The following is a 24,056-nucleotide window of genomic DNA, read 5'->3' on the forward strand; positions in this document are numbered from 1 at the left end:
TACAAAAACCACTTTATCATTTGAGGAGAAAGAAACGCTTAATAATTATAAAGATATGCAGGCTATACGTTTGCAGGTTATTAATTCTATTCAAAAATGCGCTAAATACCCGGGGCTTTTATCCCTGTTACTTAGCGCGGGTAATATTTTTTATAATAGGTTTATGGTAAAGATAAGCGAAGCTTACATCATTACACTAATATCTTTTGAAGTATATACACGTGCATGATCATCAATTATGATGCATGCCATTTGGTTAAGCTTGTTTATTAAATATAAACCGGCGTTTACACCCATAGCAATAATAGGGGTTGCCATGGCATCGGCAAGTTCGGCACCCGGGGTAATAATGCTTACACTTTTAATTTTACTAACCGGGAAGCCATTTTGTGAGTTAATATCGCCGGTTATTTTGTTGTTATTTATGCTGGTATACTTTTCTGTATTGTAAGAAGTGGCTACCGCCATGTTGCTAATGTTTACATCGGCATAAGGCTGGTTGGCTTGTGCCGGGTCTGCTGTGGCAATGGTCCAGGGGGTGTTGTCTGGTTGCAGGCCCCAGGTTAAAAGGTCGCCACCGGCGTTAATAACACCACTGCTAACGCCTTCCATTTGCAAAATATACTTAGCCCTGTCGGCAGCGTAACCACGGCTTATAGCGCCAAAGCCAATGCGCATCCCTTTGTTTTTAAGGAATACCGTTTGAGCAGCAAAATCAAGCACAATATTAGTATAGTTTGTTAGGTTAAGCTTCTTCTTAAATGTTTTAACAAGTGGGGTAACAGTAGAATTAACACTGTCATCCAGGCTGATAGTAGTTGCGGCAGCGTAGGTAATATCAAACGTACCATCGGTAAGGGATGATATTTGCACAGCCCTGTCAACAAGCCTGAATATTTCAGCATCAACACGTACCGGCTTGATACCCGCGTTGCGGTTTATCTCATTTATAGTGCTGTCTTCAGTAAAGGTGCTTAATAATTTATCAACGCGGTTAATTTCGGCAATAGCGCTATCAATGCGCGCGTGAGCCCATATGGCATCGGTCGCGACTAAACTAATCTCGAACCGGTTGCCCATTAAACGTGTTTCACGATTAAAAATGGTAGAAGAGCCTGTTAATTTTTTTACTGCCAGCATAGGTAATAGCGTTTCGTAAGTAAAACATTGTTGTATTTAACATTACGTAAGGCAATGAGCAAATGCAACTTCACAAACGCTAAATTAATTGAGGCACATGAAATTGAGATGAAAGGGTAGTTGCCATATATGAAAGAATGGCGAAGAAAGCGGCGTTTATTTACAATAATTGTAAATGTGGCATGAAAGTGAAATCCTTAATGTTGTATGTAAAGAGTGGTATTTGGTGAATTATTGCAGTAGCGCCAATAATAGCATCAGGAATTTGGAGGCTATGACTTAGCCTAAATTTTTCGATCAATTCTGTTGCTAATACAGATGTTTGTATATCTATTTGAATAGTATCGTAAAATTTAAGTTTCTTTTTCATCTGTAATAGTTCGGCTTTGTTGCCCATGCCCTGGTAAAGCTCCATTACAGTTATATCAGATATAGCAATGTTATCTAAGCCGATATCATTCAGGCTTTTAAGTGTGTTAGCATTGCCATTAAATAAGTTTATCAGAATATTAGTATCGCATAAAACCATTGCCTGTGCGCTTATTTACGTTGCCAGGCGGCTTTGCGGATATCGTCGAGTTTTTTTGGCTCATTCGCCCATATTCCAAAAAGAGAGGATGGGTCAATAGATTTATCACCTTTGGTTATAGCCGCATTTTTATCAGACACCAGTTTAACCTTCTCTATTTTAAAAGTTTTAAAGAAGGCAGTAAGCTTTTCAAGCTCACTTTTGGTATCAATTTCAATTGTTATTTTCATATCAATTATATTAAACGGCTATTACCAAATATACTAATTATATGATGATAAAATATTAGGCTGCGGTGCCTTCTTTTAGTCTTTCGGCGTTTTCTGCGAATTGCAGGGCTTCCATAATTTCCTGCAGATCGCCATTCATAACACCTACAAGGTTATAAATAGTTAAGCCTATGCGGTGCTCGGTTAAACGGCCTTGCGGATAGTTGTAGGTACGCACTTTAGCCGATCTGTCGCCGGTGGCAACCATGGTTTTACGTTTCTTAGATGTTTCTTCCAGGTGCTTTTGCAGCTCCATTTCGTAAACACGTGAACGTAACACGCCTAAAGCCTTATCATAATTTTTTAACTGCGATTTTTGATCCTGGCATTGCGCCACAATACCTGTAGGTATGTGCGTTAAACGCACAGCAGAGTAGGTAGTATTTACCGACTGGCCACCCGGACCAGAAGCACAGAACAGATCCTTACGGATATCGCTCACCTGCAAATCAATATCAAATTCATCAACTTCGGGCAATACCACTACCGATGCTGCCGATGTATGCACACGGCCCTGCGTTTCGGTATCGGGAACACGTTGCACACGGTGCACGCCGCTTTCGTATTTAAAGTTGCCGTAAGCATCTTCTGCATTTACGTTAAACACAATCTCTTTATAACCGCCTGCAGTACCTTCAGTATAGTCAACCAATTCGGTTTTCCATCCGCGGCGTTCGCAATAACGCATGTACATACGGTAAAGGTCACCTGCAAAAAGTGCAGCCTCATCACCACCTGTACCACCACGAATCTCAATAATGGCGTTTTTAGAATCTTCCGGGTCTTTTGGTATCAGCATTAAACGGATAGCTTCTTCCATTTCGTCCTGCTTAACCAATAGCTCATCCAATTCTGCTTTAGCCATCTCGCGGAACTCTTCGTCCTTCTCGGTAGCTAAAATTTCTTTGTTGCCTTCAATGTTGCTCATAATATTCTTGTAAATATTATACTGGTCAACAATTTTGGCAAGGTCTTTATATTCTTTGTTCATCTGGGCAAACCGCTTCATATCAGCCATGGCATCAGGGCTGCTTAATTCGCCTTCTACGGTTTTCCAGCGTTGAAATATTAATTCTAATTTCTCTAACATCTTCTTATTTGAAAATCAATTGCAGCATTTTATGGGTTGCTGCGGCCCCGCTTTTCATTACAAGCTTTTTTGCCCGGGCTAACCCCATCACACAAAGCTTTTTATTACAATCGGGTTTAGGGTTGTTATTGCACTGCAAAAAACATGCAAAAATACGCAATAATCGGCACATTATAAATTCAGCGGATTGTAAAGAGATTTGGCCGCCTGAAGAAACGTTATCAATCGTACCTACGGCACGAAAAATAGGATTCATATTATGCTACCGACCTGTTGCTCCTACGGAGCAGCAAAGCAATTTTATTAAACCCCCATCGGGGTTAAAGGTCGGTAGAAATAAATAAAAAAAAGGAATAACGTGCCGTAGGTACGTAACATTCCAATTGCCCGATCGTACCAACGGCGCGAAAAATATGGTTGAGCTACGCTACCGTCTTATTACTCCTACAGAGCAGCAAGGCGATTTATTCGCTCTTCTCAAAATATTTTAGCTCCAGCTTATCCCCATCAAAAACGGCATAGGTATTATAATTTACCCATTCGCCCAGGTTTATATAACGGCTATTATTCTGTAACGCAATATCGAGCGGTAAATGCCTGTGCCCAAAAATAAGGTAATCGTAATGTTTGGTTTGTAGTAACTCTCTCGAGTAAATTTCCAGCCATTCCTGTTGATGCAGGATCTTTTCTGTATCGTTTGCACCTGCAATACGGCTTTGTTTCGACCACATATTGGCTATCCCAATGCCCAGGTTAGGGTGCACCCGTGCAAATAACCATTGGCAAAACCGGCTGCGGAATACCTTTTTTAATAACTTGTATTGCGCATCTCCCGGGCCCAGGCCATCACCATGATGCAAATAAAACTTTTTGCCGTTACGTTCAATCTCCAGTTCGTTGGTAATAATGGTGGCGTTTAACTCTTGTTCAAAATAATCAAACATCCACATATCGTGGTTGCCTTTAAACAGGTAAAGCTTAACGCCGGCATCGGTTAATTGTGCCAGCTTGCCTAAAAAGCGAATGTATCCTTTAGGTACCACGGTTTTATATTCAAACCAAAAGTCGAATACATCGCCCATCAAAAAGAGCTCGGCAGCGTCATCTTTTATCAGATCCAGCCAGCGGATGATACGGTCTTCCCGCTCGCGCGATAGAACGTGGCCGTTAGCACCTAAATGAAAATCTGAAGCAAAGTATAAGTTTTTACCGGTTGGCATATTTTTCAAAAGTACGGGAATAATTGGCAGATGGCAAATGAGTGTTTTAAGCAAATAGATACTCTTGTCAGTCTGAGCCTGTCGAAGACCTATGCGCCATACCCTAATTTGCAAATGGTTCGACAAGCTCACCATGACATATTGATAGCACTAATTAACTACAAACTCGCGTTCTCTTCCGGCATGTACTGCAGCCGTTTGGCAAAGTAAATATCCCAGCTGCGTTGCTGCTGGCGGTTTACCATGTGCTGGGTATCCTCGTCGTAATCGCTGTTGAGCTGTTTGTATTTGGCATCAATACGGTTAAAGATATTCATGGCCTCGTTTTGATAATTAGCCGAGAAGCGGGTGCGCTCAATAGCCCTTAGCACTTCCTGTTGTTCCAGGTAGGCAATGGTATAATGGCCTTGTTCGTGTTTTAATATTTCGGCCAATTGCTCCGCCGAGGTTATCCGCGACCTATCAATCCATGATTTGTAATTGTTCATGAATAACCGAACATTGGCATGTATCCGATACTGACCGTTATTGCGGCTGGCCTGGTATTTAAAATCGATAGTACAATTGGTGTAGGCTACTACGCCCCGGCCATTTGCCCGTGGCGCTCCCTGGAAATCGTTAATGGTTAATATACGGTGTGGTTGTGCAGATGCCGGGTTTAACGCCAGACCTAACAAAACACAGGCACAAAAAGCGCGTAAATATTTTAATATCATTTAGCCAATGGTAAAGTGAAACTTTACTTTTTGACTTTATCTTTATCCAAAAGGTTTAAGCTCATCATTTCTTTCATGGTACGGTGCATTCCATCGGTAGACCCATCGAGGAATATTACATTTCCTTTTGAGTTTTCAGCAAAGTGCTTGATAGATTCTGTCCACATCGTGAAAAGGATAACCGAGGTATCCATATTGGCGCTCTGCATTTCTTTTGCAGCTGTAGACATACCCTTGGCCACCTCCTCGCGGAATAAGGCGATACCCTGCCCGCGCAGCTGAGCTGCCTGGCGCTCGGCCTCGGCAGAAATTTTTATCGCGTTACCATCAGCCTCGGCAGCTTTTGTTTTGGTGATCAATAAAGCCTGGCCTTCGTTTTCGGCAGCGGCCTTTAGGTTATTTGATGCCACCACCTGGCTCATCGATTTCATGATGATGTCATCAAAGGTGATATCATTCAGCTGCAGATCCTGCAAATGGTAACCCCAGCCTTCTAATATAGTATCCAGTTGTTCTTTTACGTGTTCTACAATATCGCGGCGCAATATCAATACTTCACTTTGGCGTTTGGTGGCCACAAAAGCACGGATAGAACCTTCTACCGTACGGATCAAAGCTTGCATCAGGTTGCGCTCGTCAACAAATTTAAAAGCAACGTTTTTGATGCTTTCTTCCTGCTGGTCTAATACCGAATAAAGCAGCATGGCCTTAAAGTAAACATTGGCCTGGTCAAATGTTACCGCCTGAAACTCCAGCTCGACAGAGCGGTTCTGGATAGATATTTTTGAATAGATCTGCTCTATCAACGGGATCTTGAAGTTTAACCCCGGTGTTAATATCCTGCGATATTTACCGAATATGGTTACCACCGCTATGGTACCCTGCTTAACAGTTACAAAAGACGAGAAGATTACAATAATTATAAAGAATACTACAAGGTAGGCGACAATTGATGATGGTGTCATTAGGCTTATATTTTTTTAATAAATATAGACTTAATTATAATAGCCGCAATAAAAGATATTATAACCCCGCAAGTACGAAGCCACCTTTGACAGGGTCATAAACTATGTTGGTTTCGGGTGCGGTAGTAAAATCAATGCTTAATGCATTAGCGGATATCTCATTTGATATAAGCTGGCTTGTGGTAATTGTGTTTGACACAAATATGGTTACCTGATTTACAGTTCGAAAAGTTATCGTATTATTAGGGAATACAACATAGGCGAGCATTGGGTTTACCATAGCTAATGATCCGTTTAAGCGAACAGGCTGTGCCAGGCCAACGGTAATATAAGGCTGCTGGATGTATTGGTTTGCTATTGAGTAAGAATTAGGTTGCGGATTATTGTTGGGGCCCGGGAAGAATGAGCCAAATGACCTGAAGTTATGCAGCCCGGGTACAACAGCGCTTTGATAATCCATCCGGATCTGCGTGCCAATTTCTACACGCTCCATTTGGGCGTATATATAATAATTTTCATCCCATTGAATGCAATTATTTGACGATGGGGGCAAGCAAAGCCATGCCAGCGAAGTTTGCAACAGGGTTGATTTAACAAGAACGATCTGCTGGCCCTCATCAATAAGGGTTTGCAAATCTGCCGGATTTATGGCTAAATTTAATTGGAACGACATGTTGATAAGATAAGGTTCCCTAAAGATAGCAATAATTGGAGTAGGAGTATACCTGTGATATATAGCGATGAATAAAATCTATTCGGCCATCCAGATATTATCCACAAACCATTTCTTGTTATCAAAAAACTGGTTTAACGGCTTAAAGCCCGCGCCTTCGGCCATATCGTTAATTTGTTTTATGGCGTATTTTTGTGAAATTTCCATGTAGATGTATTCATCTTTTACAAAGGAAACGGTTTCGTCACCGATCTTTACTTTTTGATCGGTAAGGCTGATCAGGTAGCTCTTGCATGCACCGGTTTCGGGATCGTAAGTGGCGTAATGGTCAAAATGGGAGGTGTTAAAATCGCCACCCAGTTCCCGGTTAATACGTTCCAGCAAGTTAAGGTTAAAGCGTTTGGTGATACCGCCCTTGTCGTTATAAGCAGCCAAAACCGTTTTTGGGTTTTTCTTCAGGTCGATGCCTATCAGCATCATATCTCCCTCAGAAAGGTTTTTGCGCAATTCGCGACAAAAGCCCTGTGCAACAGGTATCGGCATATTGCCAATATTGGAGCCTAAAAACATTACAACTTTACGTTTATTGGATATGGCGGCGGCCTTTTTCAGCATATCAAAATACTCGCCGTTAAGGCCGGTGATTTTTATGCCGGGCAATGTTACCGGAAGTGTAATATTCAAATACGAGATCACATTTTCTGATATATCTATAGGCAGGTAGCTAAAATCGGCTTTATTATCTATCAGGTATTTTAATAATTGGGTTGATTTTGTGGCATCTCCGGCACCCAGCTCAATCAGGTCGAAGGCATCGCCATCAGCAATTATCGCTTTACAAATTTCTGCTGTTTGCGAAGTGAAGATCTCCATTTCGCAATTGGTTGGATAATATTCTTCACAACCCATCAGCTCCTGAAAAAGCTTATCGCCCTGGGCATCATAAAAGTATTTTGAATCTAAGCGCTTTGGATTGGCGGTTAAGCCTGCCATAACGTCCTTGTAAAATTGCTCATCGGTTATGGTATTAACAGATGCTTGTGTTGCTGTGGTGGTGGAAGCCATAGGTATTAAATTTGATGTTATTTAGCAAGACGTATGCCAGTAAATTGCCAGCGCAGTTCTGGCTGAAAAAAGTTACGGTAAGTAATACGGCTATGATTGGGCGAGGTAACTTCTGATGCGCCACGAAGTACTTTTTGGCCTACCATAAATTTGCCGTTATACTCGCCAATTGCACCCGGCGCTTTTGCAAAACCGGGGTAGGGCAGGTAGGCACTTTCAGTCCATTCCCAACATTTGCCCCATTTAAATTTTGTTGCTGCTGCTTCCCACTCAAATTCGGTTGGCAGGCGCATGCCTTTCCACGAGGCGTAGGCATAAGCCTCATAATAACTAATGTGGCGCGCCGGCTCGTGAAGGTTTAAATGTTCTAAACCATGATAGGTATAGTTATGCCATTCGCCGTTAATGTTATGCCAATACATGGGCGCTTCTACTTTATTGCTGTTTACCCAATCCCAGCCGGCCGCATGCCAGTGGCGAAAATCGTGATAGCCGCCGGCGTTTATAAACTCCAGGTATTCGGCGTTGGTTACCAGGTCCGGGCTTATCTCATAAGCGTTTAAATATACTTTATGGCGGTTTAGTTCATTATCAAAACTAAAACCCTCGCCATTAAAGCCTATTTCATAAACGCCTTCGTTTAGCTTAATAAATTCGCCACCGGTTTTTTCTGATTTAGGCGAAACATAGTTATGCGAATAAGCCGGAAACAATGGGTTATTCCCCAAGATGTATTTGATGTCGGTCAGTAAAAGCTCCTGATGCTGCTCTTCGTGGTTAAAACCAAGTATAAGCAATTCTTTAACATCATCGCTGATATCGCCGCAGGCAATAAAATTGTACATGGCGTCATCTACATATTTGCGATAAAGTTTAATATCAATAACCGTTGGGCGGCTTAAATTCCCCCTATCCGTACGGATAACGCGATTGCCTACGGTTTCGTAATAGCTATTAAAAACATAATTGTAGTTAGGGTCGAATTCCTGGTACTCGGCGAAATAGGGCTTTAAGATAAACGTTTCGAAGAACCAGGTGGTGTGCCCGATATGCCACTTAGGCGGACTAACATCAACCACGGGTTGTACTACGTAATCCTCGGTTTGCAATGGTTCGCAAATAGCTTCGGTACGCTGGCGTACTTTCTTATAACAGTCGGCTAAATCAATCATATTACTTATTTTCCAAAAACCCTTTCAGGTCCGAAATTGTTTTAATGTGCAGCTCATTTGCCTGCTTCTGGCGCATCATTAATGCATACGCATTATTAAAGCCAATTGGTTTTAACCACTTTATTTGATAACGCTTCAAAAACTCCCTTTGTACGTAACTGTAAGTGCTATCCTTGTTTACCTGCAACGTAGTTACAGTTTTAGCAGGTGCCTGCAATATAGCCAGTAAGCCTGTTCCGGTATATTCAGGGTAAACGTCTATCTGGTCGTTTGTCATGGCGTCAAAAACTATTTTGGTGCCGCCAAGGCCGGTTTTGGTAGCCACGTTGTAATTGGTATACCCTTTTATCAGCATGGTATACATGCTGGCCAAAATGTATTGCTCGCCAAATATTTTCGAACCTATGCGTACTGTACCACCATTACCCCCACGATCGGGCTTAAAAAGCTTTTTAGCCATCAAAAAATCTTTGGCTACCCGCTCTGGCGTTTGGTGAAGGTAGTCGGTTTTGTAATTTAATTCCGTCATGATAGAATCATTTATCATGCCCGATAAAAGGTTCAGTGTTTTTTCCAGTTCGGGGAATTTCCTCAGGGCATCTTCACGGACAACGGGCGCTGCATAGTATGGGGGGAAGATCTTTTTATCATCATCTAAAACCACCAGGTTGTAAGCTTTTAGCCGGCCATCGGTAGAGTAACCGCTTATTACGTCGAGTTCCTTTTCCTGTGCGGCCTTATACATCACGGCATCGCTAATAACTATGGTGTGGATCTTTAAGCCGTATTTGCTTATCAAGCCCAGGTTGCCATCCTGCCTGCCCATAAACTCGGGGGTAAAGCCCGCGGTTAACTTGCCGCCGTAGGCTGATGGAATAAAGTATAGGCAGGAAAGCAGGATCAAAAGCACCGGGGCAATTTTAACCGCTCCTTTTATCTTTTTAAAATTCAGTTTTTGTACAAGTGATAGCAGGAAATCAAAGATGATGGCCAGCAATGCCGCGGGGATAGCCCCTGCCAAAATCATATTAGTATTGTTAAGCGAGATGCCGCCAAAAATAAACTCGCCCAGGCCGCCGGCAGCAATATAGGATGCGAGGGTTGCAACCCCCACGTTAATAACCGTTGCTGTACGGATGCCTGCCAATATAACTGGCATAGCCAAAGGTAATTCAACTTTAAACAATACCTGCCATTTGCTCATGCCCATGGCTATAGCAGCCTCTTTAACGGCTGCATCAACCCCGGTAATACCCGTGTAGGTATTGCGGATGATAGGCAACAGTGCATAAAGCAGCAGCGCGACTATAGCGGGCTTTGCGCCAATGCCTAAAACGGGGATCATAAAACCCAATAATGCAATGCTGGGGATAGTTTGCAAAATGCCTGCAATACCCAAAACAAACCCCGAAAGTTGTTTTTTGCGGGTGATGTAAATGCCCAGCGGCAAACCAATAAGCACGGCAATAAATAACGATATAAATGTTAAGCCGATATGCTGCAGCGTTTGCATCCCCAGCTTATCGGCCTGTTGATGCATAAACTCCCATAAAGTTTGTTGATGCTCATTCATGGGGCTGCTGGTTTTTATATTGTGAAAACGCGGCCATCAGCTGGTCAAACGTAGCAGATTTTACTTCCTTATTTTGCTGGTTAATAATGTTGAGGTTTTCTTTTGGGTAAAACTTAAAATTCTCCAAAGCTTCCCAAACGCCCAGTTGTGCCGATAGAAGGGAGGTGCTTGTTTTCTTGCCGCTATCGGGCAGGTGCTCCCAAATATCAATCAGTTTAATGGTTTTAAACTCCAATTGCAAGCGCTGTTCCTGCAGGAAGCCGCTTACAAAGCTATTTACCGGGTTAAACAGCAACTCGGCAGGTGAGCCAATTTGTACTATTTTTCCTTTATCCATTAAGGCGATACGGTCGGCCAGTTCAAAAGCTTCCTGCACATCGTGGGTAACCATAATAATGGTTTTACGTTTCAGCTCGTCCAGTGCTTTAAACTCACCATGTATTTTTGAACGGGTAACATTATCAAGCGCGCCAAAAGGCTCATCCATTAACAACACAGGCGGGTCGGCTACCAAGGCACGTGCCAGCCCGATACGTTGCTGCTGGCCACCGCTTAGTTCGTTAGGGTAGGCTGTTAAATGGTCTTTTGTTAAATGTAGTTTTTCCAGTAACTCGTTAATACGTTTTTGGGTTTTGGCCTTATCCCATTTTAACAGGTTAGGTACTACGGCAATGTTTTCGGCTACGGTATAATGCGGGAACAGGCCGTTGTTTTGCAATACGTAGCCAATGCCACGGCGCAATAATTCGGGCGGTTGTTCAAAAATATTTTTCTTATCGATATAAATTGTTCCGCTATCGGGTTCTATCAGCCGGTTAAGCATTTTTAGCGTGGTGGTTTTACCGCAGCCACTGGTCCCTAAAAGCACCATATTTTCGCCCTCGTTTACCTCGAAGGAAATATCATTAACTGCCTTTGTTGTACCAAAAGCTTTTACCAGGCGCTCAACTTTTATCATACAGGGTTATTAGTCCTCTAAGGTCATGAATAAATTATTGAGCGATTCGGAATAGGTGGGGTGCGCAAATACGCAATAACGGATCCTGTCGTAAGTAATGTCGCCTTCCATTGCCATTTGCAGTACAGACATAATTTCGCCGCCCTCGGTACCCACTACAGCAACACCTAATATTTTTTTAGTATCAGGATCAACCACTGCCTTCATTAAGCCGCGGGTATCACCGGTTTCAATAGCCCGGGCAACATGCGCCATGGGTAGTATGGCCACTTTGTAGTTAAGTCCCTGCTTTTTCGCTTCGGTTTCAGAGATGCCCACCCGGCCAAGCTCGGGATCGGTGAACATACAATAGGGTATGAGCCTGTCTGTTATGTTTAGATCTTGTTTTTCGATAAGGTTGCGGTATACAATGGTGTAATCGTTGTATGAAATATGCGTGAATGCCGGGCCGCCTCTTACATCGCCCAGGGCATAAATACCTTTTACATTGGTTTCCAGCTTTTCGTTTGTAATGATGTTACCCCTCTCATCCGTTTTTACGCCTGTTTTATCTAAGCCAAGGGTAGTGGTTTGTGGCGACCGGCCTATAGCGATGAGCACATGCGTGCATTTTATTTTTTGCTCTTCGCCGCCGACTATAACTGTTGCCGTGATCTTACCACCAGCTTTCTTTTTAAATTTAGTGGTTTTAGCGTTGGAATAAATTTTAATGTCTTCCTCTTCCAGGATATGGGTCATTTCTGCAGAAATGTCCTCATCTTCTTTTGATAGTATGCGGGCCGATTTTTCCAGTATTGTAACCTTGCTGCCAAACCTGCGGAACATTTGCCCAAATTCAAGTCCTATATAATTTCCACCGATGATCAATAAGTGCCCCGGAATTTTCTCCAGATCAAGGATGGTGGTTGAAGTTAGATAATCGATATCGTCCAGGCCCTCAATATCCTTTGGAATGATGGTTTTAGTACCTACATTGAGGAAGATCTGGTCGGCTTTAAACTCTTTTACTTTACCTGTTTTAGGTTGTACCGAAATGGTTTTTTTATCGATAAAAGTGGCATCCCCAAAAAGCAGGTCGAGGTTTTTGGTTTTCTCTACAGCCGCCTGCCCGCCATTGCGCGATTTGAGAACTATATCGTCCTTATGTTTTTTAACCTGCCGCATATCTACCTTAAAGCCCTTTATGGTAACCCCCATATCGTTGCATTTACCGGCAAGGTAAGCTACACGGGCACTGGCCACCATGGTTTTGGTAGGTGTACAGCCGTCGTTTACGCAGGTGCCCCCAATAAAGCGTTTCTCTACAAGCAGGGTTTTTTTGCCGGCCTGGGCCAATTTTTTGGCCAAAGGGGTGCCTGCCTGCCCCGATCCTATAACTATACAATCGTATTGCTTCATATTAGTTGGTTATTTGAACCCCTTTCCAAAAGGCTACGTAATTGGTAATGTTTGCCGCTGCTTCTTTAGGTTCGGGGTAATACCATGCTGCATCCTGGTTTTGTTTGCCGTCAACTTCAAGGGTATAATAGGAGGCCAGGCCTTTCCACGGGCAGGTGCTGTGTGTAGGCGATTCTCTTAAAAATTCGGGCTTAACGCTATCCTTTGGGAAGTAATGATTATTTTCTACTACAATGGTATCATTGCTTTCGGCAATTACCTGGTTGTTCCAAACTGCTTTCATAGGGGTAAGTATTTATATAAAGGTAGTTTATATGTATGGAAATTATAATAGCCGGAGGCGTTTTTTGTTTGCTATTTTGGGTTGATTTTTAAGGGGAATGTCATGGAATAAATTTTTTCTGAAAATTTATTTTTAATTTATCAGGAAACGTATATCTTTGCAATCCCAAAATAAGGGGAATTAAATCTGAAATAACAGGTTTATCACCCTAAAATGGCCCGTTCGTCTAGGGGTTAGGACGTTAGATTTTCATTCTAGAAACAGGGGTTCGATTCCCCTACGGGCTACTTAAAACAATATCGAAAGATGCTAAAAACCTGCAAATCAAATGATTGCAGGTTTTTTTGTTTCTATCAAACACCATTTTATGCACCAAATCGCAACAAAAAAGGCGCAAATTCGGTGCGTACCTAAATGGAAAAATGCTACGCACCGAATTGCTCATAATTAATTGATTATCAAGGTGTTCAATCATTAAACATCTTGATAATAGCAGGCTGCAAACTTACTTTTGTTTCACTTTTAAGCTTGTAATTATGAAAAGTAATTTCCACCTGCTTTTTTACCTGAGAAAGCAAAAAAACTACAAAGGAGGCCCCCAGGCCGTCTACATGCGTATTACCGTAAACGGAAAACGCGCAGAAATGTCTGCCGGACGAGAATGCGATCCGGCGAAATGGAACAGCCATGCAGGCCGGGCCATCGGCACAAAGGAAGAGATCAAATCCCTTAACAATTATCTGGACAGCCTGCAAACTAAGGTTAGAAATGCGCATCAGGTACTAATTGATGCCAATCAGCGTATTACCACTGAAAGCTTACAGAACCAATTCGCGGGAAAAACAGAAAAGAGCCACTACTTGATGAAATTGTTTGCCGAGCATAACGACAAAGTAAAGGCCCTGATTGGCAATGGGTTTGAGTCGAATACATTAAAAGGATACAAGACGTCTGAAAAACACCTTACAGGCTTCCTGCAAAAAGAATATGGCAAAACAGATATAGAGATCAGTCAATTAAATTATGCCTTTATCACAGGATTTGAGTTTTACCTAAAAGCTGATTGTAAGATAACCGGTGTATCTGCTGCTAAGTACATTAAACATCTTAAAAAAATAGCTAATCACTGCATTGCTAATGGTTGGCTAAAACAAAACCCATTTATCAATTTTAAATCCACTGCCAAGGCAAAAGAACGTACTTTTCTCACACAGCAGGAACTGGACGCCATATCAAACAACAAAAAGTTAACTGTAGAGCGCTTAAAGCAGGTAAGGGATATATTTGTTTTTTGCTGTTACACAGGATTATCTTATGCTGATGTTAAAAAACTCAGGCGTGTTGAAATTGGAAAGGGAATGGATGGTGAACAATGGATTTTTACCAGCAGACAGAAAACCGATACGTCATCAAGAATTCCGCTTTTGCCGGCAGCCCTTACTATAATAAATCGCTATCAAGACTATCCGCAATGCGAAAATCAAGGTTTGCTATTACCCGTATTAAGCAATCAAAAGATGAATGCTTACTTAAAAGAAATTGCGGATCTAAGTGGTATAGTCAAACATTTAACATTCCATTTGGCACGGCATACGTTCGCAACAACAGTTACCTTATCTAATGATGTACCAATTGAAACGGTTAGTAAAATGCTCGGTCATACGAATATAAAAACCACACAACATTACGCCAAAATACTAGACACGAAGGTGAGTCATGATATGTCTTTGCTTAAGCAAAAGTATGCTAAGGTTTAAGAGTATTAAAAACTCAAGGTCGCACCTTGTGACCTTAAGTTTTACGGATAACATTTTATTTTTTAACACTACAATCTTTATATTTGTATGAGAACATTTCATCAAACCATGAGTAACCCAACCGCCATCGATTTACGCTCGACGCCTATCTTCCAGTTATCTGACGAAGAACTACGTGAAAGACTGCGGCCAACCTACGAACGCATGAAAGCGGAAAAATTTGCCAAGGGTGGTTACCTTACCTATTACGACCCAACAGTTTGTCCTAATAATACCTATGCGGTGCATGAATATAGCGACAGAAAAGAACTGGTTAAATTGGATGAGAATGGTAAAGCGCAACATGTAAAAACCCTTTAGTCTTATGTCAAATAACCCGCAACTATTGTTTGTCGCGGGGCCTAATGGCGCAGGAAAATCGACTTTTTCAAAAGATCTGTCGGAAATTGGCGCTATTATTTTTGATGTGGACAAAGTTATTGCTCATATCGAGGCCCAAAAAACCTGATATAATTAAAAAACATGCGTATCAGGAGGCGACAAAAGAATTTTTCATCCAGGCTGCAAAAGCCATAGAAAAACGGCAGCATTTTACTTTAGAGACCAATTTCAGAGATGACAACCTGATGGACATAGTGGCTGAGTTCAAGCGATTCGGATATACAACAAACATGATTTATCTGACCCTGGAAAGTATTCGACATTCCATCGACCGTGTTAATGAAAGAGTAGCAAATGGTGGGCATTACGTGGATCAAAATAACATTGAGCAGAACTTTGACCTTGGCTTACAATACCTTGAAAAATTTGCTGAACAGTTTGACAATTTGGAAATCATAGATGCATCAGGTACAGATTGGCAACTGCGTTCTTTACTTAGTATTCAGAACCGTAAGTTAACACATATAAGCGACAACGTGCCTGAAAGACTTACCCAAACCGTAAATGTTATTGTTGACAGGTTTACCCCGCCGCCACCCAAGCAAGAACTGAGACCATATAGAGGGCCTAGACGTTAATTAATAAAATACCTAACACTTGCGGCAATACTGGATAATGCAGAAATTTTTTGATGAGTAATCTTCAAATATGTGAGCTATTTTTCGATGTCAAAAGCATTTTAGGATTTTGCCGAGCGAAGTAAAGTTATCGGTTTAGACGCTTATAAAAATGCTTTGACTATTTATAACATGGATATCAAATCAACCTACAAAAGTGAACTTAGAATTTATGTGTTAACGTACATTCTACCCTTTTATAATTCAAGGAAGATTAGACTTTATGGTTTTGAGCAAGTGGAATTGAGTTGGACGGGACCGCAGATATATAACTTAAATATCTATTTATCAATATTTTACAACACAACAACTGCACTAGCCACCGATTAGGTCACCGAATAATCTGAGGTATTTTGAGTTGATTTTAAAGAACTATGTTGATACAACCATACTAAAAAGGACGCAAAATTCATGGTTTATTCCGAAATAAACCCGCTCAGTTAGATGTAAATGTCGGGTTACTATATACATAAATATGCGGGCATTATTGGCCACAGACAAGATTGGCACGGCGCTGCCCTGCAGCGTGATTGTTCAGGAAAAAACGCTTGGCAAAGTGGAAGTTTCAGCCCTAAATTCAGTAGCGTCTATGCAGGCGATACTAAATGGAGATTTACACAAAACCGCAATTGAAGTAAGAGATAAATTGAAAAAAATCATAAAGGAGTTATAAGTTAAATTCAACGTATTTTTTTATCATAAACGATAATAAAATGACAATGATCACTTTTTACATTGCTGATTATCACACGCTTTGCGCGAATACCGAAGTATTTTTACTAAAAAATCACAGCAAAAATTAAAGTTATGAAAAAGTTAAAACTCCTAACTACCTCTATAGCGATCATAGTGTTCGCTGCGAGTGCCTTTGCACAAAAAACAAAAGATTCAACCAGGTACAACTTCATTACCATTGACGGCAAAGGCGGAATACATGACCACGGCGGCACTAAACTCGGTTATATTGATAAAAACAATATTGTCCGAAATAACAAAGGGCAAAAATTATATTTCATCGACAGAGAGGGAAATGTGATCAGCGCAGATGGTACAAAGCTGGGGAAGGCCAAAAAGAACGGCGACTATTATAACAATGATGGACAAATCGTGCTTCAGCTAAAAAACCCCGATGCTGAGCGGTGTGAAATATTGGATCCAAAAGGTCATAGCCAGGGATATGTTCACCGGAATTATAAACTCCACGCATGTGCTGCCCACTGCTATTGGCTGGAACAAGCAAAGCTGAAGAAGGAAAAAGAAAAAACTCAATAATTTTTATTCTGTTTTCATCAACCCTGACCAGGTTGCCCTGAACCGAATGCCGGATTTCAATTTGCAAATGCGTGCAGGCAAATAAAATTGTCCTGCCTCCACGTACGAAGCTGACCCCTATTTAATATTACCAAGGAAATGATTGAGAAAATAATATCATGGTCAATACATAACCGCTTTTTTGTGTGGGTCGGGATTGTCATGATTGTCATCGGCGGGGTATATTCCATCTATAAAACACCCGTTGATGCGCTTCCCGATCTGTCGGAAAACCAGGTGATCGTTTTTACAGAGTGGATGGGGAGGAACCCTCAGATCATGGAAAACCAGGTCACCTATCCGCTTGTGTCAAATCTGCAGGGTATTCCCCAAATTAAGTCGATCCGCGCATCCTCGATGTTTGGAATGAGTTTCATTTTTGTGGTATTCAATGATGACGTGGATGTATACTGGGCGAGGACACGAGTGCTGGAACGGTTAAATTATGCCCAGAAATTTCTTCCGCCCGGGATAACCCCGTCACTCGGCCCCGATGGTACCGGCGTTGGCCATGTATTCTGGTATACGCTTGACGCACCAAATTATAATCTTGGAGAATTACGGGCATTGCAGGACTGGTACGTCAAATTTGCCCTGCAGCATGTGGAAGGTGTCAGCGAGGTAGCCTCATTCGGGGGATTTCAGAAACAGTACCAGGTTTCCATCAATCCCTATAAACTGCTGTACTATAACATTCCGATGATGGATGTAGCCAAAGCAATTACAGCTAATAATAAAGATGTGGGCGGCAGTTTATATGAATTCAATGATGCAGGACTGATGGTGCAGGGGCTTGGTTACATTGAAAATATTGAAGATATCAAAAACATCGGCATCGGCTCTTATAAATCTATCCCTGTTAAGCTGAGCGATGTTGCAACGATTCAGATGAGCAGCGACCTGCGGCTGGGAGTTACCGAGATAAACGGCCAGGGTGAAGTTGTGGGGGGTATAGTCGTGGCGCGCTATGGCGAAAACGCAAGGGATGTTATCCGGCGTGTGAAAACCAAGATGAAAGATGTAGAAAAAGGATTGCCTGAAGGGGTGAAATTTAAAATTGCTTATGACCGGAGTGACCTTATTTTAGCCTCCATCGGCACCCTCACGGATGCTTTATGGCAGGAAATCCTCATTGTATCGTTTATTGTCATTTTATTTCTTTTCCATGTCAGGAGCGGACTGGTCGCTATTATTTCCATTATCCTTTCTGTTTTAATCGGCTTCATTCTGATGTCGCTATTCGGTATTACGTCAAACATCATGTCACTGGGGGGAATTGCCCTTGCTATTGGAGATGTTGTTGACCCCGGAATCGTGATGGCAGAAAACGCCTACCGCTCTTTAACGGATTACGCAATTAAAAAGAAACCGGCATGAAGGACAGGATCGCAAATACCAGAGAGCTTTCGGACGACGAAAGAATATCGATTGTGGAAAAGGCAACGACGTCGCTGGGCCGGTCTGTTTTCTTTTCGGTGATCATTATGATCATATCCTTTTCGCCTATCCTGTTCCTTACTGGGCAGGAAAGAAAATTATTTTCACCACTGGTGCTTACCAAAACGTTTTCATTGCTTGGCGCTGCAATTCTTGCGATAACGGTCTCACCGATGCTGGTGAGGGTTTTGGTAAAAGGACGGCTCATTCCGGAAAACCGGAACCCTGTTTCAAATTTCTTTGTACGTCTTTATAAACCGGTTTTAAACTTTTGTCTTAACCGGAAAAAGATAATTCTGACCATCTGCGCCATCATTGTTATCGGCAGTGTTCCGATGATCGTCAATCTTGGAACAGAATTTATGCCGCCGTTAGACGAAGGGTCATTGCTGATGATGCCGGTCACTCTTCCTGATGTGTCCAACTCAGAGGCAAAACGAATTCTACAGGTACAGGATAAAATTCTGAAAAGCTTTCCCGAAGTGGAAAATGTTTTGGGTAAAGCCGGAAGAGCTTATACGGCTACTGATAATGCACCCATCAGTATGATTGAGACCATAATCGTTCTTAAACCAAAATCTCAATGGCGTGATGGGATTACCAAGGAAAAACTCATTGCAGAAATGAACGAGAAAGTTCAGGTACCGGGGGTCACCGTAGGCTGGACACAGCCCATTATTAACCGCATTAACATGCTGTCAACCGGCATCCGTACAGATGTCGGCGTAAAAATCTACGGACAGAACCTTGATAGTATTTATAATATCTCCTTAAAGGTGGAGAAAGCATTGAAAGGTATTGATGGCCTTGCAGACCTATACGTTGAACAGCTGACCGGGGGGAAATACCTGAAGATAAAAATTAACCGCAAAGAAATTGCCCGGTATGGATTGAGTATCGATGATGTCAATATGCTGATCGAATCTGCCCTGGGCGGAATGAACCTGACCACTACCGTTGAAGGCCGGCAACGGTTTAATGTAAGCATCCGTTTAGCACAGGATTTCAGGAATGATTTATCCGAGATCAAACGTATTCCTGTCCAGACACAACAATACGGGGCCCTGCCACTTTCCGCTCTGGCGGATATTTCGATAAGTGAAGGTCCGCCTATGATCAATTCCGAAAATGCGTTGCTGCGGGGCACTGTTTTATTTAATGTCAGAGGCAGGGATATGGGAAGTGTAGTGAACGACGCAAAGAAACAAATTGAAGCAGCCTTTAAAAAACTTCCAAAGGGCTATTTCATAGAATGGAGCGGGCAATATGAAAACCAGGTTCGTGCCCAAAACCGGCTGAAAATCATTATTCCGATAGTTATCCTGGTTATCGGTTTTATCCTGTATTTCACTTTTCGCTCCGCAAAAGAAGTTCTGATCGTCTTTATCAGTGTTCCGATTGCACTGGTAGGGGGCGTTTACTCTTTATATTATTATCACGTCAATTTTTCTGTGGCTGTTGCTGTCGGTTTCATTGCCCTTTTTGGCGTTGCCGTTGAGATTGGTGTACTCATGATCGCTTACCTTAACAATTCTATAGGCGACATGGTCAGCAAAAATTCAAGCATCACATCGGCGGATATCAGAGCGGCAATCTTTAACGGTGCTACACCGCGGGTGAGGCCGATTCTGATGACCAACCTGGCAAATATTCTCGGATTAATTCCCGTGCTCGCCTCTACCGGGGTTGGCAGCGATGTCATGAAGCCGATTGCCATTCCTTTTGTCTTCGGGTTAATCTCAGCCATATTTTTTGTGCTGATCATACTTCCGCTCATCTATGAAATGGTGAAACAGCGGGAATTCAACAAATATGGCAAGCTTAAAATATTAGATATTCAGGAATGAAAAATGCAGGTTCATATATCGTCACTTTACTCTTAATGCTGTCTTCTGCATCTTCACTGGCACAAGACACCAGCCATCTTGACCTGCAAACCATCTTCCGGAAAATTGAAACATCGTATCCGGAGATATTGAAATATGATTCCAAAATAAAATCCATACAGGCGCAGGAAGAGGGCGCGAAAAGCTGGATGCCGCCGACCTTTTCATTAGGACTTGACCGCTTTCCCTATGATCTGAAAATGCTCAATTCAAAAGACGACCCGATGAACCAGGCTGGCGTGATGTTCTCTGTAGAGCAAATGATTCCAAATTCGGCAAAACTGAATGCCAAAAAGGATTACATCAATTCGCTTGCAAGTGTGCAGCAAAGTAATGCGAACTGGACAAAAAACATTCTTCGCAGTAATGCTAAACTGCTCTATTATCAACGGTATGTCGCCGAAAAAAAACTAAAAACGATTGCCGAGAACCTGCAGTTGCTTCAGCTTTTTATTGCCACAGCAGAAGAACGGTATAAATATAACCAGTCGGATTTGAGTACGATTTACAAAGCGCAGGCAAAAACCACTGATTTAAAGAATATGAAGTCCATGCTTCTTTCACAGGTGGCCGAAAGCAATATTGGTTTAAATATCCTGATGAACCGGGACATCAACACGGTTTTTGATATCGACACCAGCATTACAGTTAATAATAACGAGAAACTTCCTTCCGCCGACTCTGCTGTAATTAACCGAAGCGACATCACCTCGATGCAAAATTCCATTACCTCAATGACCTTGAACAAGAAGTACATGTCCACATCAAGCAGGCCGGATTTTGGTTTTAAGGTGCAGCATATGCAGATGTTCGGAATGCCGAACCAGTTTTCATTGATGGGAATGGTCACCATTCCCATTGTCCCCTGGGCTTCAAAAATGTACCGGTCAGAAGTTAAATCCATGGAATATGAAATTTCTTCCATGCAAAAAGAAAAAGAAACCATGCAGCTGATGGCGAAAAGGATGAGTTCTGAAAAGCTCAGTATGCTGAAATTTGAAAAGGATCAGTTAAAAAACTATGAAAGAGAAATTATTCCTTCTTACCAGAAAAACCTGCAAACATCATTACTGGCTTACAAACAGAATACCGGAAGCTTTTTTATCCTGCTGGATGCCTGGGAAATGAAACTAATGAAACAGATGGAATACCTGAATAAACTTAATAACGTCCTTCAGCTCCAGGCGGAATATGAATTTGAAATAGAGAAAAAGTAAAATGGCTAAATCAGTTATATATATGCTCATCGCTTTCGTTTTTATTGCCGCCTGTCGCAATGATAAGGCACAAAAGCGCCGTCCTGTAACTGATTCGATGGCGGACATGCCGGGGATGAGCAGCCACGGAGCAGATACAGATACTTTAATCCGAAGCGTATTGGCTCCGGTAAACCAGGTTGTTCTATCCAATGCACAAACGATCCGCCCTGAGACAAAAAACATCGTCCAAACCATTCATGCTCCCGGATACTTTGCGCTTGATGAGCGGAAAAACAACAGGGTAGCCGTTCGCGCAAGCGGAAGAATTGAAAAACTCTATGTAAAATTAAATTATCAATATGTCCGTAAGGGAGAAAAGATACTCGATTTGTACAGCCCGGAATTAAATACTTACCAGGAGGAATACCTGCATCATCTGGAAACAAAAAGTGACTCCATTTTAATTGAGGGTACGAGAATAAAGCTAAAGCTGCTCGGGCTATCTGAAGGGCAGATTAACAGGATCCGGGCAAGCAGGCGGCCGGAACCTTCAGTGGCAGTCTACAGCCCCTACGATGGTTTTATCTTCTATGATTTTGACCGGCAGAACGTCAACATGGCTCCAGGTTCTGCTTCTACTGCGGGGGAAATGGGCGGAATGGGCGGCGGAAATGGCGGCGCGCAGCCTCCCGGTACAAATTTAAGCAGCATCCGGATCAGGGAGGGCGGCTATGTCACTAAGGGACAGACACTGTTTTTTATTAATGATTGCAGGAGCTTGTACGGCATTCTTGCTTTTGATGCAAACGATGGCACGAAAATCAAACTCAACAGTGCTTTAGATATCACCACGCCATTACTGCCGCAGCAGCGCATAGAAGCAAAAATAAACTTCATAGAACCAGCCTTTGCTGAACGGCAGAAATTTATACAGGCAAGAGCGTATGTAAACAACGAATCGCTCCGCCTGAAAGTAAATTCCGTCATAAGTGCAGAATTAAAAGCTACCGGAATGTATCTGGTTGTCCCGTCTTCCTCCATTCTGTCATTAGGTAACAGAAAATTTGTTTGGGTAAAGAAGGGCACCGGCAAAAATGGTTATAACGTACTGAACGCAAAAGAAGTCAAAGCAGGCGCCGAAATGAATGGCGTCACCCAGATTATCTCCGGACTTGCTGAAACGGACGAAATCGTGAAAGATGCCGGCTACCTGCTCGACAGTGAAAGCTTAATTAAACCAGGAGAATAATGAACACGCTGATCAAAATATTATTTATTCTGAGCCTGGCTGCACTTTTTGGCTGTGGCAAATCCAGGCACCATGAGCAGGCCGGACCAAAACAAATGGCGGGAATGCTTCATCTTTCGGAACACGAACGGAAAATGATAGGCCTTTCGATTGATACGGCGAAAATTAAAGTTATTGCTGAAAATTCTGAGTTTACCGGCAATGTTGCTATCGATGAAAATAATATCAATGACATCAGTTCCCGGGTAAATGGAAGAATAGAAAGGCTGTTTGTTCGTAATCCTGGTGAGACCGTTAAAAAGGGGCAGCTTCTTTATGCTGTTTATAGTGAAGAACTCCTGTCGGATGAAAATGAATATTTGCTCATGCTCAGGCAGCAACCCGGCTCTGAAACAATTAAATCAACTATAAATACGATGATTGAAGCCTCCCGGAAAAAATTGCTGCTTTGGGGTTTAAGCGAAGATCAGGTCAGGGACTTAACGAGGACCAACAAGGTATCTGCGACGGTTAACTTTTACAGCAACATTGAGGGATACCTGGCTGATTTAAAAATCAGTGAAGGTGAATATGTTACAACCGGAACCCCGCTTTTTAAAATAGCTTCAACCGGAACCATCTGGGTGATTGCCCAAATATATCAGAACGAAGTTGCTGACCTTCTTCAGAACGCTGAGGTTGCATTAAGGTTTGAAGCGTTTCCAAATGAGCAGTTTAATGGCCGGGTTAGCCAGAATCCGCCTGTGCTGGAGGAAGGACAACAGATATCATCCGTTAAAATACTTGTTCAGAATCGCAGCGGGAAACTCAGGCCGGGAATGATGGCTACCGTGGAAGTAAAACACAACGAGAAAAGGGCACTGGTCATTTCCAAATCCGCCCTTGTGCCGGCCAACGCGTCATTATCCGTTTGGGTTCAAACAGTTCCCGGGATGTATGAAAAGAGAATGGTAAAAACGGGGGTAGAAAACAAACAGGAAATAGAAATTCTAAGTGGCGTTGCTCCAGGCGAGCTTGTGGTTTCATCCGGTGCATATCTTCTCAATAGCGCATTTATCCTGAAGAATGGAGCAAATTCAATGGGCGGAATGAAAATGTAGATTGTAAG

At 42.3% G+C, this 24,056-nt stretch carries 25 protein-coding genes and 1 tRNA gene; 11 read left to right on the forward strand and 15 right to left on the reverse strand.

Annotated features, from left to right (window positions below):
• Window positions 1–183: 183 nt before the first annotated feature.
• From NPE20_RS23820 to NPE20_RS23890, 15 genes are all read right to left on the reverse strand, one after another.
• Entirely contained in the window at window positions 184–1,140 is a 957-nt protein-coding gene (locus tag NPE20_RS23820; RefSeq protein ID WP_256541210.1) for an FAD:protein FMN transferase, read from the reverse strand.
• Between the two features lie 160 nt (window positions 1,141–1,300).
• A complete protein-coding gene (locus NPE20_RS23825; protein ID WP_256541211.1) occupies window positions 1,301–1,669 on the reverse strand; it encodes a type II toxin-antitoxin system VapC family toxin in 369 nt (122 codons plus the stop codon).
• An 11-nt stretch (window positions 1,670–1,680) separates the two neighbouring features.
• Entirely contained in the window at window positions 1,681–1,899 is a 219-nt protein-coding gene (locus tag NPE20_RS23830) for a hypothetical protein (protein WP_256541212.1), read from the reverse strand.
• A gap of 55 nt (window positions 1,900–1,954) precedes the next feature.
• A complete protein-coding gene (gene prfA, locus NPE20_RS23835) occupies window positions 1,955–3,028 on the reverse strand; it encodes a peptide chain release factor 1 (protein WP_256541213.1) in 1,074 nt (357 codons plus the stop codon).
• A gap of 4 nt (window positions 3,029–3,032) precedes the next feature.
• Window positions 3,033–3,284 (reverse strand): hypothetical protein, encoded by a 252-nt coding sequence (locus NPE20_RS23840; RefSeq protein ID WP_256541214.1) that lies wholly within the window; start codon window positions 3,282–3,284, stop codon window positions 3,033–3,035.
• A gap of 208 nt (window positions 3,285–3,492) precedes the next feature.
• Entirely contained in the window at window positions 3,493–4,248 is a 756-nt protein-coding gene (locus NPE20_RS23845) for a UDP-2,3-diacylglucosamine diphosphatase (RefSeq protein ID WP_256541215.1), read from the reverse strand.
• A 158-nt stretch (window positions 4,249–4,406) separates the two neighbouring features.
• Complete coding sequence (locus NPE20_RS23850) at window positions 4,407–4,964, reverse strand: DUF922 domain-containing protein (RefSeq protein ID WP_256541216.1); 558 nt, start codon at window positions 4,962–4,964, stop codon at window positions 4,407–4,409.
• 23 nt (window positions 4,965–4,987) lie between these two features.
• Complete coding sequence (locus NPE20_RS23855) at window positions 4,988–5,929, reverse strand: SPFH domain-containing protein (RefSeq protein ID WP_256541217.1); 942 nt, start codon at window positions 5,927–5,929, stop codon at window positions 4,988–4,990.
• Between the two features lie 58 nt (window positions 5,930–5,987).
• The gene (locus NPE20_RS23860; RefSeq protein ID WP_256541218.1) at window positions 5,988–6,602 is read right to left on the reverse strand and encodes a hypothetical protein; all 615 of its coding nucleotides are present in this window, start codon (window positions 6,600–6,602) and stop codon (window positions 5,988–5,990) included.
• A gap of 78 nt (window positions 6,603–6,680) precedes the next feature.
• Window positions 6,681–7,667, reverse strand: a complete 987-nt coding sequence (locus tag NPE20_RS23865; RefSeq protein WP_256541219.1) for an L-histidine N(alpha)-methyltransferase — start codon at window positions 7,665–7,667, stop codon at window positions 6,681–6,683.
• A 17-nt stretch (window positions 7,668–7,684) separates the two neighbouring features.
• On the reverse strand, window positions 7,685–8,839 hold the full coding sequence (egtB, locus tag NPE20_RS23870) for an ergothioneine biosynthesis protein EgtB (protein WP_290427238.1): 1,155 nt from the start codon (window positions 8,837–8,839) through the stop codon (window positions 7,685–7,687).
• Between the two features lies 1 nt (window position 8,840).
• Entirely contained in the window at window positions 8,841–10,412 is a 1,572-nt protein-coding gene (locus NPE20_RS23875) for an ABC transporter permease/substrate-binding protein (RefSeq protein ID WP_256541220.1), read from the reverse strand.
• The gene (locus tag NPE20_RS23880; RefSeq protein ID WP_256541221.1) at window positions 10,405–11,370 is read right to left on the reverse strand and encodes an ABC transporter ATP-binding protein; all 966 of its coding nucleotides are present in this window, start codon (window positions 11,368–11,370) and stop codon (window positions 10,405–10,407) included. Before NPE20_RS23880 ends, NPE20_RS23875 begins: the two co-directional genes overlap by 8 nt.
• 9 nt (window positions 11,371–11,379) lie before the next feature.
• Window positions 11,380–12,768, reverse strand: a complete 1,389-nt coding sequence (locus tag NPE20_RS23885; RefSeq protein ID WP_256541222.1) for a mercuric reductase — start codon at window positions 12,766–12,768, stop codon at window positions 11,380–11,382.
• 1 nt (window position 12,769) lies between these two features.
• On the reverse strand, window positions 12,770–13,051 hold the full coding sequence (locus NPE20_RS23890) for a DUF427 domain-containing protein (RefSeq protein ID WP_256541223.1): 282 nt from the start codon (window positions 13,049–13,051) through the stop codon (window positions 12,770–12,772).
• A gap of 215 nt (window positions 13,052–13,266) precedes the next feature.
• On the opposite strand from NPE20_RS23890, the gene NPE20_RS23895 reads away from it, so the two are divergent.
• The 11 genes from NPE20_RS23895 to NPE20_RS23945 all read left to right on the forward strand — a co-directional run bounded on the left by NPE20_RS23895 (window position 13,267) and on the right by NPE20_RS23945 (window position 24,048).
• Window positions 13,267–13,338 (forward strand) — tRNA-Glu (locus NPE20_RS23895).
• Window positions 13,339–13,587: 249 nt separating this feature from the next.
• On the forward strand, window positions 13,588–14,808 hold the full coding sequence (locus tag NPE20_RS23900) for a site-specific integrase (RefSeq protein WP_256541224.1): 1,221 nt from the start codon (window positions 13,588–13,590) through the stop codon (window positions 14,806–14,808).
• 87 nt (window positions 14,809–14,895) lie between these two features.
• Window positions 14,896–15,168, forward strand: coding sequence for a hypothetical protein (locus NPE20_RS23905; protein ID WP_256541225.1), 273 nt, complete (start codon window positions 14,896–14,898; stop codon window positions 15,166–15,168).
• A 44-nt stretch (window positions 15,169–15,212) separates the two neighbouring features.
• Window positions 15,213–15,827 (forward strand): zeta toxin family protein, encoded by a 615-nt coding sequence (locus NPE20_RS23910; protein ID WP_256541226.1) that lies wholly within the window; start codon window positions 15,213–15,215, stop codon window positions 15,825–15,827.
• A 526-nt stretch (window positions 15,828–16,353) separates the two neighbouring features.
• Complete coding sequence (locus tag NPE20_RS23915; protein WP_256541227.1) at window positions 16,354–16,539, forward strand: DUF302 domain-containing protein; 186 nt, start codon at window positions 16,354–16,356, stop codon at window positions 16,537–16,539.
• 134 nt (window positions 16,540–16,673) lie between these two features.
• Window positions 16,674–17,138: a 5-fold beta-flower protein gene (locus NPE20_RS23920; protein ID WP_256541228.1), complete on the forward strand. Its 465-nt coding sequence runs from the start codon at window positions 16,674–16,676 to the stop codon at window positions 17,136–17,138.
• Between the two features lie 138 nt (window positions 17,139–17,276).
• Window positions 17,277–18,554 carry an efflux RND transporter permease subunit gene (locus NPE20_RS23925; protein ID WP_256541229.1) on the forward strand — a complete coding sequence of 426 codons (1,278 nt, stop codon included), beginning with the start codon at window positions 17,277–17,279 and terminating at the stop codon, window positions 18,552–18,554.
• Window positions 18,551–20,461 (forward strand): efflux RND transporter permease subunit, encoded by a 1,911-nt coding sequence (locus NPE20_RS23930; RefSeq protein ID WP_256541230.1) that lies wholly within the window; start codon window positions 18,551–18,553, stop codon window positions 20,459–20,461. The genes NPE20_RS23925 and NPE20_RS23930 overlap by 4 nt, the downstream gene beginning before the upstream one ends.
• Entirely contained in the window at window positions 20,458–21,717 is a 1,260-nt protein-coding gene (locus NPE20_RS23935; RefSeq protein WP_256541231.1) for a TolC family protein, read from the forward strand. Before NPE20_RS23930 ends, NPE20_RS23935 begins: the two co-directional genes overlap by 4 nt.
• A 1-nt stretch (window position 21,718) precedes the next feature.
• Window positions 21,719–22,948, forward strand: a complete 1,230-nt coding sequence (locus tag NPE20_RS23940; RefSeq protein WP_256541232.1) for an efflux RND transporter periplasmic adaptor subunit — start codon at window positions 21,719–21,721, stop codon at window positions 22,946–22,948.
• Window positions 22,948–24,048 (forward strand): efflux RND transporter periplasmic adaptor subunit, encoded by a 1,101-nt coding sequence (locus tag NPE20_RS23945; RefSeq protein ID WP_256541233.1) that lies wholly within the window; start codon window positions 22,948–22,950, stop codon window positions 24,046–24,048. Before NPE20_RS23940 ends, NPE20_RS23945 begins: the two co-directional genes overlap by 1 nt.
• Window positions 24,049–24,056: the final 8 nt, after the last annotated feature.

The organism is Mucilaginibacter aquariorum, from assembly GCF_024498135.1.
In the GTDB taxonomy this organism is placed as follows: Bacteria; Bacteroidota; Bacteroidia; order Sphingobacteriales; family Sphingobacteriaceae; genus Mucilaginibacter; species Mucilaginibacter aquariorum.